14 protein-coding genes are annotated in these 13,900 nt (G+C 44.6%); 10 read left to right on the top strand and 4 right to left on the bottom strand.

Features of this window, described 5'->3' with window-relative positions; translation table 11 throughout:
- Window positions 1-54: 54 nt before the first annotated feature.
- The 3 genes from L3V45_RS19245 to L3V45_RS19235 all read right to left on the bottom strand — a co-directional run bounded on the left by L3V45_RS19245 (window position 55) and on the right by L3V45_RS19235 (window position 3,853).
- On the bottom strand, window positions 55-1,476 hold the full coding sequence (locus L3V45_RS19245) for a glycoside hydrolase family 68 protein (protein WP_004393051.1): 1,422 nt from the start codon (window positions 1,474-1,476) through the stop codon (window positions 55-57).
- Between the two features lie 347 nt (window positions 1,477-1,823).
- Entirely contained in the window at window positions 1,824-2,741 is a 918-nt protein-coding gene (locus L3V45_RS19240; RefSeq protein WP_014306183.1) for an EamA family transporter, read from the bottom strand.
- A 182-nt stretch (window positions 2,742-2,923) separates the two neighbouring features.
- A complete protein-coding gene (locus tag L3V45_RS19235; RefSeq protein WP_004393053.1) occupies window positions 2,924-3,853 on the bottom strand; it encodes a manganese-dependent inorganic pyrophosphatase in 930 nt (309 codons plus the stop codon).
- A gap of 206 nt (window positions 3,854-4,059) precedes the next feature.
- On the opposite strand from L3V45_RS19235, the gene L3V45_RS19230 reads away from it, so the two are divergent.
- On the top strand, window positions 4,060-4,431 hold the full coding sequence (locus tag L3V45_RS19230; protein ID WP_004393054.1) for a winged helix-turn-helix transcriptional regulator: 372 nt from the start codon (window positions 4,060-4,062) through the stop codon (window positions 4,429-4,431).
- Between the two features lie 36 nt (window positions 4,432-4,467).
- On the opposite strand, the gene L3V45_RS19225 is transcribed toward L3V45_RS19230, so the two are convergent.
- On the bottom strand, window positions 4,468-4,953 hold the full coding sequence (locus L3V45_RS19225) for a spore coat protein (RefSeq protein WP_004393056.1): 486 nt from the start codon (window positions 4,951-4,953) through the stop codon (window positions 4,468-4,470).
- A gap of 133 nt (window positions 4,954-5,086) precedes the next feature.
- Between L3V45_RS19225 and L3V45_RS19220 the strand changes: the two genes are divergently transcribed.
- The 9 genes from L3V45_RS19220 (at window position 5,087) to L3V45_RS19180 (ending at window position 13,878) form a co-directional block, all read left to right on the top strand.
- Window positions 5,087-5,239, top strand: coding sequence for a hypothetical protein (locus L3V45_RS19220; RefSeq protein WP_004393059.1), 153 nt, complete (start codon window positions 5,087-5,089; stop codon window positions 5,237-5,239).
- A 243-nt stretch (window positions 5,240-5,482) separates the two neighbouring features.
- On the top strand, window positions 5,483-6,418 hold the full coding sequence (locus tag L3V45_RS19215; protein ID WP_069449121.1) for a YybS family protein: 936 nt from the start codon (window positions 5,483-5,485) through the stop codon (window positions 6,416-6,418).
- Between the two features lie 30 nt (window positions 6,419-6,448).
- Complete coding sequence (locus tag L3V45_RS19210) at window positions 6,449-8,428, top strand: DHH family phosphoesterase (protein WP_014306180.1); 1,980 nt, start codon at window positions 6,449-6,451, stop codon at window positions 8,426-8,428.
- Entirely contained in the window at window positions 8,425-8,874 is a 450-nt protein-coding gene (rplI, locus tag L3V45_RS19205; protein ID WP_004393063.1) for a 50S ribosomal protein L9, read from the top strand. The genes L3V45_RS19210 and rplI overlap by 4 nt, the downstream gene beginning before the upstream one ends.
- 140 nt (window positions 8,875-9,014) lie before the next feature.
- The gene (locus L3V45_RS19200; protein WP_015387431.1) at window positions 9,015-9,578 is read left to right on the top strand and encodes a protein kinase family protein; all 564 of its coding nucleotides are present in this window, start codon (window positions 9,015-9,017) and stop codon (window positions 9,576-9,578) included.
- 87 nt (window positions 9,579-9,665) lie between these two features.
- The gene (locus tag L3V45_RS19195) at window positions 9,666-10,322 is read left to right on the top strand and encodes a PIG-L deacetylase family protein (protein ID WP_004393067.1); all 657 of its coding nucleotides are present in this window, start codon (window positions 9,666-9,668) and stop codon (window positions 10,320-10,322) included.
- Entirely contained in the window at window positions 10,319-11,653 is a 1,335-nt protein-coding gene (locus tag L3V45_RS19190; RefSeq protein WP_015387433.1) for a glycosyltransferase family 4 protein, read from the top strand. Before L3V45_RS19195 ends, L3V45_RS19190 begins: the two co-directional genes overlap by 4 nt.
- Window positions 11,643-12,830 (top strand): carboxylate--amine ligase, encoded by a 1,188-nt coding sequence (locus L3V45_RS19185; protein ID WP_004393071.1) that lies wholly within the window; start codon window positions 11,643-11,645, stop codon window positions 12,828-12,830. Before L3V45_RS19190 ends, L3V45_RS19185 begins: the two co-directional genes overlap by 11 nt.
- Window positions 12,823-13,878 carry a phosphotransferase gene (locus L3V45_RS19180; protein ID WP_015387434.1) on the top strand — a complete coding sequence of 352 codons (1,056 nt, stop codon included), beginning with the start codon at window positions 12,823-12,825 and terminating at the stop codon, window positions 13,876-13,878. The genes L3V45_RS19185 and L3V45_RS19180 overlap by 8 nt, the downstream gene beginning before the upstream one ends.
- Window positions 13,879-13,900 lie beyond the last annotated feature (22 nt).

Raw genomic sequence — 13,900 nt, 5'->3', positions numbered from 1 at the left:
TTGAGAAATAAAAGAAAATGCCAATGAAGTATCGGCATTTTCTTTTTGTTGTTATTAGTTGTTAACCGTAAGCTGTCCTTGTTCAAGGATGCTGTTTTTAACAACGGATGTTTTCTTGCCTTTGATGTTCATTAAGAAGCTTGGCGCAAATGTCGCCTTTTTATCCTCAAAGAAGCCTCTGTTTGTCATGTAGCTTGTGATCACGACATTGTTGCCTTTGGCTTGCGGCACTGCGAAGTGAGAGTAAGTGAACGTTACGTCGTTAGGATCAAGACCCATTTGCAGGACAAGACCAGTTTTGTTCAGCGGCTTGTAAGGACCTGTTAAAGAGTTTGATACATAACCAAGCATGTAAATATCGTTTGAGTTAATACCGTCGATCGTCATTTTTGAACCGCGTGAATCAGTGAACAGGTACCATTTGCCGTTCATTTTGAAAACATTCGCGCGCTCGATTTCATCAGTTACCGTGTTTGAAGTGATCAGCGGCTTCATGACTTTTTTCAATGTGTAATCATCGTTTAACTCTACCATACCGAGGGCGCCGTTCGCTAATTCAGCATCGCGTTTTTTAGCGCTTTGCTGAAGCTTCTGACTTTCTTTACGGAAGAAGTTTGTGCTGCCGCCGTAGTACGCTTTGTTAAATAAAGATTCTTCGCCTTGGTATCCGTTTTCTGTTCCCGTGTTGGCTTCGAATACAAGGTATTTATGTCCTTTGTCTTCAACGTAGTGAGGGTCTCTCAGCGTATGGTTGTCGCCGGATGTATAGTTCCCTTCATCGATAAACTGCTGAACGTTTTGATATGTTTTTCCGTCGCCGTCAAAAATCGTTTTATGATCTTCCACTCCGTTGATCTTGAGCGTGTCATCAGATTTTGACACATTTACCTGCGCCGTTGTCAGGCTTTGTTTGCCGTAATGTTTACCGGAAAAGTCAGTGTAGAATAAACGGATTTTTCCGTCAGATGTAAAGGTTGCAGAACCGGACCATTCTTGTGTCTGTTCTTTCAGGATTTCATCGTTGGCGTCGAACTTATCGCTGTCTTTAAAGACACGGCCCGCGTTTTTCCAGCTGTCGATCGAGTTGTCGCCGACTTTTTGATAAAACATGTAGATGGATGTGTCATCAGCGTCTTTCGGGCTTCCGGCAAGAGCAAACACGACGTGATAGCCGTTGTATTCAGCCACTGTTCCGTCAGCGTTTTGGAGCGGCCAGCTGTCCCACACATCCAGTCCTTTCGCGGACTCGATATTTTTAATTGTTGATGAGTCGAATTGAGGCACTTGGTATTTTTCACTTTGCTGCTGTTTAGGGATCTGCAGCATATCATGGCGTGTGATATGAGAGACGCCGTACGTTTCTTTGTAAGGTTTTTGGGTATTTTCTTTCGCGAAGGCTTGAGTCGCTCCCCCTGCCAGAAGTGCAGTCGTAAAAGTTAGAACTGTGGCTCGTTTTGCAAATTTTTTGATGTTCATGTTCATGTCTCCTTTTGTATGTACCTTTTTTTGCGATCTGCCGATTCGATCCTCCTGCATTCATGGATGACAGGTTTGTTACAGAAAAAAAGACCTAAAATATGTATGGGGTGACGCCAAAGAATACACTTTGCCCTTAACACATTTTAGGTCTTGCCTGCTTTATCAGTAACAATCCTGCATGATTTACTTGTCGACATCATTCTATTAGACTCTGATTCTATTGACAACTGGTCTATTTTCCTCTTTTGGATGATAGTAAAATGAAAAAAGGCCTTTTAATATATGGGTAATTGAGCCTAAGGGGTGCTCTGGCCCTAGGAAAAAACCTCTCTAAAAAAGAGAGGTTATTTTTTCTTGATAGATAATAAAGCGATGGTGGTTAAAATCAGCAAAGTACCCAGCCATTCTGATATTCCGAAGGGAACATGCAGCCAGATAACAGTTAAAAAAGCTGCCGACAGCGGCTCTGCACAGGCGAGCAGGCTGGTTTCAGAGGCACTCAGATATTTCAGGCTTTCCAAGTAGCAATAAAAAGCGATGAGCGTTCCGAAAATGATGATAAACACAATCGCGGCATATGCAGGAAAGGACCACTCGCCTTCAAATGTCCAGGGCGGGCGGATCAAGCTGAGGGCGGCTCCGCCGATCAGCATGCCCCATCCTACAACAATGGCGGATCCCCATTTCTTCAGCAGACGATGCGGCTGAAGGGTGTAAAACGCCAGTGCAAACGCCGAACTGATTCCCCAAAAGACGGCCAGACCGGATATGGACAGGCTTCCGACATTCCCGTGCGTGACCAAAATGAATGTGCCGGCAACCGCCAATAAGACGGCGAGCAGCTCTTTTCCTGAAGGAATTCTCTTTGCGCGAATCGCTAAAAAGCATGTAATGATCGCCGGCCCTAAATACTGAAGAACGGTAGCTGTTGCCGCGTTGCCATGCTCAATTGCCGCGAAGTAGGTGTATTGAACACCTAACATTCCGAAAATCCCGAATAAAAGAAGGGGAATTCTGTCCTGTCTGTCTTTCCAAACAGCCCATATCCGTCCTTTTTCTTTGCGGTACGCGATTCCGAGCAGAAGCGCCCCTGACACCAGAAGGCGCACCGAAGTCAGCCATTCTGTATTAAAATGGCGGTGCTGGAACAGATACTGGGCAACCGTTCCCGAAACCCCCCATAAGATAGCTCCTGTAAGCACAAGCCAAATGCCTGTTGTTCGTGAATAAGAAAGAGCAGCGTGTTTTTCCAGGATAGACACCCCCGATTCTGATGTTGTGATAGCAACTTACAATAATTAGAAAAAAGAACGCCTTACATGTGATATATTATATATTGTATATTAATAGGCGTCAAAATAATTTTAGAGTAAGCGCTTACAAAACGGCCGTCTGATGAAAGAGCAGAAAAAAAACACCCCGGCTGGTTGCCGGGGTGTTTTGGTTATTCTGCAATCGCGTCTGTTAAAACAGGAACGACTTGTTTCTTTCTGGATACGACGCCTTTTAAAAGAGCCGTGTTGTTTTCTAACGTCACGTTGAATGCTTTTTCCACTTTTGACGCTTGATCACCGATGGCAAGCGCAAGGGAATCGTTTTCCAGAATATCCGTAATCACGAGAAGGAACAGGTCAAGGTTCTTCTCGGCAATTACTTTTGAAAGAGCCGCTTCTAATTCCGGCTGCCGCTTTTTGACATCTTCAATATCAACTGTGTTGACTTGGGCGATTTCGACTTTTTTGCTGCCGAGCGTGAACTCTTTCGCATCAAGAGAAATCAGTTCTTCCACAGTTTTTTTGCTTAAGTCGGCGCCCGCTTTCAGCATGTTTAAGCCGTACTCTTCCGCATCTACGCCGGCAATTTCAGCAAGCTCTTTTGCCGCTGCGATATCTTGCTCCGTGCAAGTCGGAGATTTAAATAACAGAGAGTCGGAAATGATTGCTGACAGCATGAGGCCCGCAATTTCTTTCTCGATTTTCACGTTATTTTCTTTGTACATTTTGTTTAAGATCGTAGCCGTACAGCCGACCGGCTCAGCACGGTAGTAAAGAGGTTCCGCTGTTTCGAAGTTGGCGATACGGTGGTGGTCGATCACTTCAAGAACCTGAACGTCTTCGATATCTTTGATGCTTTGCTGGCGTTCATTGTGGTCAACAAGGATGACGCCGTTTACTTCGTTTGCGGCTGTTTCCACCAAACGCGGGCTTTCCTGCTTGAAATAATCAAGCGCGTATTGTGTTTCGCCGTTGACTTGTCCAAGGCGGACGGGCTCAGCATTGAAGCCGAGTTTATTTTTTAGATCAGCGTAGGCAATGGCAGAGCAAATGGTATCTGTGTCTGGGTTTTGATGTCCGAAAATAAGAATTTTTTCCATAATAACTCCTTGTCCTTTTTTGTAGTGTAAACAATCTTTTTATAGTTTAACACGTCTTGCGGAGGGTGTAATCTTCAAAACCTTAAAAATTGATGTGAAAAAGAAGCATTTTTGTTGAGCGGTGAGGAGGATTGCGAGTAAAATACTGGGTAAGTCAGATGCTAATCAGCATATAGTATCAAAAAAGGTACTATGGAGGATGAAAAATGAACATATATCCGAATAAAGAAGGTTGTCCGGTTGAACTGACGCTTTCCGTTATCGGCGGAAAGTGGAAGGGTATTTTGTTTTATCATATGATCGGCGGAAAAAAGCGGTTTAATGAGTTTCGGCGCATTTGCCCCAGCATTACGCAGCGTATGCTGACGCTTCAGCTTCGCGAGCTTGAGGCGGACGGCATCGTGCATCGCGAGGTATATCAGCAGGTGCCTCCAAAGGTGGAGTATTCTCTTACCGAATTCGGCAGGTCGCTGGAACCGATCGTTTTGCAAATGAAGAAATGGGGAGATGCCAACCGGGAGTTTCTCGAGACATACCGGGAAAAAACGTCGCCTCAAGATCAGTCCGCTCAAAAATAAGAAGCAGCAAAGGATTAAATTCCTTGCTGCTTTTTTTTATTTCATCGCGATGGCTTTTCTGGCGTTGCGCACATCATTCTTCAGCAATTCGCTCAGGTTGTAAGCCGGATATTGACCGCGTTCTTCCATATACTCAAAGACCATTTGATGCCACTTGATGGCCGCGTTTAAGTGCTTGACGAAAACGTGTCTTAATTGGGGTGTGGCCGTCTCTGTAATGGCTCCGGCGTAATTGCGCACAGACGTTTTGGCCATGCTCAGCAGGCCGCCGCTGTAAAACGCGGAATCAGCGCGCTCTTCTGTTTCATCCTCACGAAAAGCGGGAGCTTCAGGGAAGAAAGGAAGCAGTTCACGCAGATTTTGTTCCAGCGAATGGATGGAAAATCGGTAAAGCTGTTTTAATCTGGCATCGCTTACGTCCCGCTCTGTTCTTTTTAATTTCACAAGTCCGTTTGCCTGGAAAGCCACTAACTCATGCAGTTCTAACGTTTCATGCCATGCTAATGTTCTCCGCTCGGTCATAGTGTAAGAATCTCCTTTATCCTTCATTTTCACTTTCAGCATATGCCCCGGTCCCGATGTTGTTCCTGATGTTTTGAAGTTTCCAGAAAGGGAAACTCAATGTAAAGGAAATACGAAATAGAGGTGAAACTATATGTGGGACATGATAAAGAACTTCTTCCTTTTCAGCAGCGGGGTTTTACAGGCGACCACTCTCTTACTTATCGTTATCGTCTTGTTATATGTACGAAAAACCAAAAAGAAAAACAGAGATACTTCTGGTTTCATGGATGATCAGGATCACTGATACAACGGGCATTCTTTCACGGGGATGTCCGTTTGTCTGTTTTCATGTTTCACATGGAACATTACGGCTGTCCGCGCTCATTTTACTTGCGATTTCGACTTATGTTAAAATATATACGTGTATTTTGGAGAGTTTATGGAAAATTCAGGTCTTGAAAGAGACATTGCGGCGTCAAAAGAGCAGTCGTCTAAGCTGCTCTTTTCTATTCGTATGTTCGAATGATACAAGGTTTGAGGTGAGTAAGTGAAAAATACAAGGGCTCTAATAGAAGGCGCCATTTTGATCAGTATTTTTGCAATCATTTCCCTTTTGGTCGTGTACCTCCCTTTACTGGGGGCAATTCTTCTCTTTGCTTTGCCGCTGCCGATCATTCTTTACACCATTCGGCACGGTCTGAAGCCCGGGGTATGGATGGGGCTTGCCAGCCTTCCTGTCAGCTTTATTGTAGGTTCGTTTACCGGGCTTACAGGCGCTTTTATGGCGGCCTGTACGGGAATCGCCATGGGATATTATTTTAAAAAGAAACAGCCCGGCTATGCGGTTGCTGCCGGCGCTATGGCGTATGTGCTGTGCGGCGTCGTTTTTTTTGTGGTCAGCATCGTGTTTCTTAATATGAATGTGATCGATACCACCATGTCCCAGCTTCGGGAGTCGATGTCTTTAGCAGAAACCATGTCAAAGCAGCTCGGTTACGGAGATCAGTTCGGGAAGCAGATCAAGCTGATGGAAAGTCAGCTGAACACGGTTCAATATCTTTTTCCGACAGTGCTCGTATTGACCGGCATCGTTTTTTCTTTCCTCAGTTATGCTATGGCAAGGCCGCTTTTACGGCGATTTTCCCCTGATCTTCCGAAGATGAAGCCTTTTAGAGAGCTCAAACTCCCGCAAAGCGTTGTCATTCTGTATTTTATTGTGACGATATTAGGGTTTCTGCCTTTAGAAAAAGGGCATATGCTGTATTCGGTTTCATTGAATGGGGGATTTATTCTCAGCTTGCTGATTTGTATTCAAGGGTTAGCGTTTATTTTTTTCTATTGCCGCGAAATGGAGATGCCGAAAGCCGTTCCTGTTTTAGCAATTGTGCTGGGTGTGCTTTTTCCGCTCATCTTGTCCGTGTATCTCCTCTTAGGCATCATTGACATAGGCTTTAACATAAGAAATAAGGTGACGCGAAATTGAGTGTGACTTACAGGTGGGGAGTTGATAGAAATGCCTAGTTTTTATGAAAAACCGTTGTTTCGGTATCCCATCTATGCATTGATTGCATTGTCAATCATCATAATCCTCATCAGCATTTACTTTAACTGGCTGATAGGAGCCATCGGCGTTGTGCTGCTCGCCGTGATCCTGTTTTTCATTAAGCGTGCGGATTCTCTGATCAGAAAAGAAATTGACGATTATATCTCCACGTTATCGTATAGATTGAAAAAAGTAGGCGAAGAGGCATTAATGGAAATGCCTATCGGGATTATGCTGTTTAATGATCAATATTACATTGAGTGGGCGAATCCGTTTTTGTCTTCCTGTTTTAATGAAAGTACGCTCGTCGGGCGCTCGCTGTATGACACATGCGAGGCCGTCGTGCCGCTGATCAAGCAGGAGGTCGATTCGGAAACGATCACCTTGAATGAGCGGAAGTTTAAAGTAGTGATTAAAAGAGATGAGCGCCTGCTCTATTTCTTTGATGTGACAGAACAGATTCAGATTGAAAAGCAGTACGAAAATGAGAGAACCGTGCTGGCATATATCTTTTTAGATAACTATGATGACGTCACACAGGGGCTGGATGACCAAACGAGAAGCACGATGAACAGCCAGGTCACTTCATTATTAAATGCGTGGGCGCAGGAGTACGGCATTTTCCTGAAACGGACGTCCTCGGAGCGGTTTATCGCGGTGTTAAATGAACACATTTTAACGGAGCTTGAAAACGCGAAATTTTCGATTTTGGATGAAATCCGTGAAAAAACATCCGTTCACACTGTATCTTTGACCCTCAGCATCGGGATCGGCGCATCGGTTTCTTCCTTGAAGGAGCTTGGAGATCTGGCGCAGTCCAGCCTCGATTTGGCTCTCGGCCGCGGAGGCGACCAAGTGGCGATCAAAATGCCGAACGGCAAGGTGAAATTTTACGGCGGCAAAACAAATCCGATGGAGAAACGCACAAGGGTGCGCGCCCGGGTGATTTCCCACGCGCTCAAGGAGATTGTCTCAGAAAGCAGCAATGTCATTATCATGGGGCACAAATTTCCTGATATGGACGCAGTCGGAGCCGCAATCGGAATATTGAAGGTGGCGCAGGCCAACGGCAAAGAAGGCTACATCGTCATTGATCCGAACCAGATCGGATCAAGCGTTCAGCGCCTGATTGAAGAAATTAAAAAATATGAAGAGCTGTGGTCGCGGTTCATCACACCGGAAGAGGCGATGGAGATTTCAAATGACGACACGCTGCTTGTCGTCGTTGATACACATAAACCGTCCCTTGTGATGGAAGAGCGTCTCATGAACAAAATCGAGCACATCGTTGTGATTGACCACCACCGCAGAGGCGAGGAATTTATTAAAGACCCGCTGCTCGTTTATATGGAGCCATACGCTTCATCCACCGCAGAACTCGTGACGGAGCTGCTTGAATACCAGCCGAAGCGGCTCAAAATCAATATGATTGAAGCGACGGCCCTGTTAGCTGGTATAATAGTGGATACGAAGAGTTTTTCCCTTCGCACGGGCTCGCGGACGTTCGACGCCGCTTCTTATTTGAGAGCGAAAGGCGCAGATACGGTTCTGGTGCAGAAAGTTCTCAAAGAATCCGTCGGTTCTTATATCAAGCGGGCGAAACTGATCCAGCATACAGCTCTTTATAAAGAACATATCGCGATTGCTTCTCTTCCTGAGAACGAAGAGGAGTACTTTGACCAGGTGCTGATTGCGCAGGCGGCTGATTCCCTCTTATCGATGAGTGAAGTGGAAGCTTCATTTGCGGTAGCCAGACGGGATGAGCATACGGTGTGCATCAGTGCGAGATCGCTGGGCGAGGTCAATGTGCAGATTATTATGGAGGCGCTGGATGGCGGAGGGCATTTAACCAATGCGGCAACCCAGTTATCGGGCATTTCTGTCTCAGAAGCGCTCGTCCGGCTGAAGGAAGCCATTGATGAATATTTTGAGGGAGGCGTTCAGAGATGAAGGTTATTTTCTTACAAGATGTAAAAGGTAAAGGAAAAAAAGGCGAAATGAAAAACGTAGCAGACGGTTATGCACATAACTTTCTCATTAAAAAAGGCCTCGCTGTCGAAGCAAATGCGACAAACATCAGCGCATTGAAAGGACAGAAAGAAAAAGAGAAAAAAGAAGCGATTGCCGAGCTTGAAAGAGCGAAAGATTTGAAAGAAACGCTTGAACAGCTGACTGTTGAGCTGAGTGCCAAATCCGGTGAAGGCGGCCGCCTGTTCGGGTCTGTCACAAGCAAGCAGATTGCAGAAGCGCTGCAAAAAACGCATAAGATTAAAGTGGATAAACGGAAACTGGAGCTCCAAGACGGTATCCGCACACTGGGATATACAAACGTTCCTGTAAAGCTGCACCCTGAAGTTCAGGCTGTGCTGAAGGTTCACGTAAAAGAAGAAGCGTAATACACAATGAAAAACCCGCCGATCCGGCGGGTTTTTTTCATGCAGCAGACGGCGCAGCGCAAGAAAATGATGAGATTGTTTCATTTCCGATCGTTACCAGATTGCATATTATATTACATCATAACGAAGGATGTGTCGGTATGAAACGATTTTTTTCTGAAACATATTTTAATAATCCGGAGAATAAAAAGGCGCTGGAGCATTATCCGCTGATCGGAGACGGAAAAGACGGGGAAGTCTACCGCTTAACACACAACAAATGCATAAAATACTTCTTTGAAAAAGGGACATGCAAGAAGGAATTGGCGGCTTTAAAGACCGGACAAGGTTCCCCGGTGATTCCAAGACTGTATGAATACGGAGATCGTTATATTGTGATGGAATACGTCCAAGGCACCTCTCTTGCCCGCCATATCAGAAAAGAAAAATCCCTGTCCGTCAAAATGACTGCTGATATTTTAAATATGCTGGATGAATTAAAAAGAATCGGTTTTACCAGATGGGATGCCGAAATCAGGCACATTCTGATCAATGAACACGGAAATCTTAAAGTCATCGACCATAAAAGAGCTTTTTCCGCTATTACCCGGTTTCCCGTAAAACTATTAAAAGGACTGGACAAATACGGCTTGGCGGATGAGTTTTTGAATACTATAAAAAAATTAAATCCGTCACGTTACCTGGAATGGCAGCCGCACATGTAAGTTTCTGAAAATCCGCACATGTAAGTTTCCTTTTTTTAGGGTCGTCATATGATATTTGTAACATTTGTTTGGTGGAGTGTGGAAAAAATGGCAGAATACATTATGGTTATCGGCGCTCATCCCGATGATGAACTATTGGGAGCAGCGGGCACCATAAAACGGCTGATCAATGAAGGATATAAAGTGATTTCCATTATTACGGCATTAGGAAGAAAAGAAGAAGCTCATCATATTAAACAATTAGGCGAACGCGCGAATCAAGAGCTTGGAATTGAGAAAGTCATCTTTTTGGAGCATACGAATTTAGAGCTGGAATGTATCCCTCTTCATAAGCTTGTCAAAGAATTAGAGCAGCTCATTCGCGTCTATCAGCCTGATAAAATCTTTACACATCATTACGGCGATATCAATATGGACCACCAGAGAACATTCCAAGCAGTTTTAACAGCCGCCAGACCGCTTCCGAATCAAAAGCCTATCGAACTGCTTACGTTCGAAACGCTATCTTCAAGCGAGTGGGAGAGGAATACGGCTGATAAACTCTTCAAACCTAATTACTTCGTTAACATCACAGACACAATGGATGCCAAACTCGCGGCGCTTCACCACTATGACGTAGAAATGAGGGATTACCCTCATCCCCGTTCATATGAAGGCGTTAAACATTTAGGAAGAGTCAGAGGGATGACGGCGGGTGTGGAATACGCTGAAGCTTTTGAAGTCGTGCGGAGGATTTGGAAATGATCAAGACATTTTCCGTCCCGTATCCGTATATGGTTCAGACGCTTGACCGCTACTATGGGGTCAAAACGCGCCCTCAAAAAAAGGCGGCAGTAAAGACACAGTTGAAACATGAACATCATATTCCGCGGTTATACAGGAAAAAAAAGAAGTTATCCATTTTGATTGCCACGTTTTGGGACTACCCGCACACGGGCGGTTTATCAAACTATATTAAAACGCTTAGTGAAGGCCTGAAAAAGAGAGGTCATAAGGTGGATGTCATCTCCCCTAATCTGTTTCCGTCCGCACAGGTAAAAGAACTGCGGGCGGCTGTTGTTCCGAAATTAAAAGATTTCTTTAAAGACAGATATGGGGATTATAACGATCATATTTTGAAAAATAATCGGCTGATGTTTATATACGAGCAAATGCTTCAAAAGATTCATTTGGAAAGATATGATGTGTTCCACGCTCAAGATTTATTTACAGCCAATATGTTAGGCAGGTTCAATCAAATCTATAAGAAACCTTTATTTTTCACACCGCATGGCATGTTTACTTTCAACAGACTTAAATTTCACATCTTTAAAAAAGGCTCGGTAGAAGAGTTTTATTATAAAAAACTAGAGATGAAAGCCATTGAATACGCAGATCGCCTGATTATTATCAGCGATACGTTCCGCAGCCCGCTCATGAAGCTCGGAGCCGAACAGGAAGACATGACAACGGTGATCACAGGAATCGATTACGATGCAAAAACAGGCGGGAAAAGAAAAATCCCGGTACCGAAAAATAAGATCATCATCTCGTGTATTGCAAGATTAGGCCCGAGAAAAGGTCACAAATATTTACTGGACGCACTTTCGAGAATTCCATCTGATGTACTTGAGCATGTTGAAGTGCTGATCGCGGGCGACGGAGAGATGAGGAGCGCCTTAGAGGAACAGGCTCGAAAACTGAATCTATCTATGGTTTCCTTTTTAGGAAAAAGAGATGATGTTCCCGCTATTTTGAATATGACGGACATATTCGTACTGCCGACGGTTAATGATAGTCTGCCTATTTCGATTATTGAAGCGATGTTCAGCGGCTCGGCTATCATCGCGACCGATTGCGGGGGTATTCCGGATCTGATCCGCCATAACAAAACGGGGCTTATTGTCGAGCCGGGAAATGCAAAGGTTCTTGCCCGGGCTTTAGCGTTTTTTATCACTAACAAATCTGCGCGGAAGATAGCTGCTTCAAACGCAAAGGCCTACGCGGAGAAATATTTAAGCAGTGAGACGATGATAAAAAATATCGAATCGATTTATCAAAATACCAACAGCTCGGAGGGAGATCATGAAACATGAACATGCAGCCGTTGTACTAGATTTCAGTGCAAACGGGATTGGGATCATTCGCAGCCTGGCCCGAAGAGGAATCGATGTTTACGCGTTTGACACGGAGGGACCTTATCGTATCGGAAAATCAAGATTGGCAGATTGCGGGATATGTCCCAGCCCTTTAACACAAGAGGAAGAACTGCTGACATTCCTGACTGATTTCGGGAAGCGATTCCAAGCAAAGCCGGTTCTGTATGCAGGTTCTGATGATTATGCGGGATTTATATCTAAATTCCGCGAGACATTAGCCGGTTTTTTTTTATTTTTGCTCCCGAGCCGCTCTCTGTTAGAAACGGTCTTAGATAAAAGCAAAGCATATGAATTAGCGGTCAAGCATAACATCCCCTGCCCGAAAACCTTTTTTCCGAACAACCGGGATGAGCTGGAAGAGGCCATCGCCAATATTGACTTCCCGTGTATTTTAAAACCGGTGGCCGGCCATGAATACAGAAAAAAAGTAAACAAAAAAGCAATTGTAATGAAGGATGCCGCACAATTGCGCAAGGAGTTCAGCTCCTACAGAGAAAATGGAGAACTGCTCGTGCAGGAGATCATCCCCGGAGACAACCAGTGTTTTTATAAAGTCGCCACTTTTTATGATGACCAAATGAAATTAATGGGCTTATTCTCTCTGCAAAAGAACCATCAATTCCCTGCTGATTTTGGCGCGGGGGCCCACGTCGTCAGCAAACGGCTTCCTGATTTAATCGAGAAGACCCTGCCGTTTTTTGAAGCGATTCAGCTGAAGGGAGTAGGCATGGCAGAATTTAAAAAGGACCCCCGGGACAATGTTTATAAGTTTATCGAAATTAATCCGCGCTTTTGGCTCAGCCATAGCCTGACAGAACCGGCAGGCATTCATTTCGTTTACATGTACTATCTGTATTTGACCGGACAACATGTGAAGCCCCAGCTCGAACAAAAAGACGGAATCAACTGGATTTATGAGGTGCGTTACTTCTTAACGTTTTTGAAGAAACGAAAAAGAGGAGAAATGACGTTCCGGGATTTTTGGAAAGGATTTAAAGGAAAAAAAGAGTACGCTCTTTTTGCTTGGAATGACCCGATGCCATTTATCAGAAACACTTGGTCTCATCTCAAAAACAGCTGGAAACGGAAGCGGAAGGAAGATCGGCATGTATGAAAAGGATCTTTTGTATGACGCATTTCAAAAACTGAGAATTGACGAAAAACTGTCGTATTCGTTCGGTGAAAGGGCCGCGGTGAATCCGGATGACATCACATGCCTGAAATCAACAGACAGAAGCGCCATTTATAAACTGTTTGTAAAGAAAAAATCCGGAATTGTTCCACTGATATTGAAGGTGTATAAATCTTCACGTGAAAAAAACAAGGTCGAGATTAATATATACGGGAAAGCCCGTTCTGTTTTAGGGGATTTGCTGCCGGACATCTATCTTATAGAGGAAAGTGACCATGAAACGTGGATATTTATGGAGTTTGTCAGCCAGATCAGAGGACAGCTTACATTTCATCCGAAGCATTTCAAGTATATTATTCCGTCTGTCGCAGAACTGCACAGCCGCACCTTTGAAAACAAGACTGTTTCTGACGGTAAATGGCGGTCGTGGCTGCCGGTATACGAATCGGAAACCATGAGAAAAGGGCGTAAAAAGCAGATCAAAAAGACAGCGGAATTATTGGATAGAGCTCTTAAAGATGAGCGCACAAAAGATATCGTGAAGCCTCATTATCGGCAAATCACAAACTTGCTGGAGCAGGAGGAGCCGGATTTTTTCCCTGAATTGATCCAAAACGGCTCAGCCATCACACACGGTGATCTTCATATGCAGAATATCTGCACCCACAATGCGTCCGGACATGAACCGTGGGATATTCAATTCATCGATTGGGAATCCGCAAAGTACGCGCCGGTTTGGTTTGATATGACGGTGCTGGTCGAAATTCTGCTCGGCTTCAGAAAAGACTGGAGCCGGCACGCAGAAGATATTCGAACGTATTGCGTAAAAGTGTATACGAAAGAAATGAAAAAGCGGGGCATTCATTTTCAGACCCCTCCTATGACGCTTTATAAAATGGCTTATTTGCAGAGAACACTTGAGAAAGGGCTTCATACCCAATTGCGGAGAATCTTCGACAATCGGGGAGGAGAACTGCTGCCGTATCATGTTGACAAAGTGTCAAAATGGGGACGGGAATTAGGATTATAAGTTTAAGAGAGGGGGAGCGGAT

This window comes from Bacillus sp. R45 (assembly GCF_021729365.1).
GTDB lineage: Bacteria > Bacillota > Bacilli > Bacillales > Bacillaceae > Bacillus > Bacillus velezensis.
The sequence above is the reverse complement of the archived record's forward strand: the minus strand, read 5'-3'. Positions and strand labels throughout refer to the sequence as shown.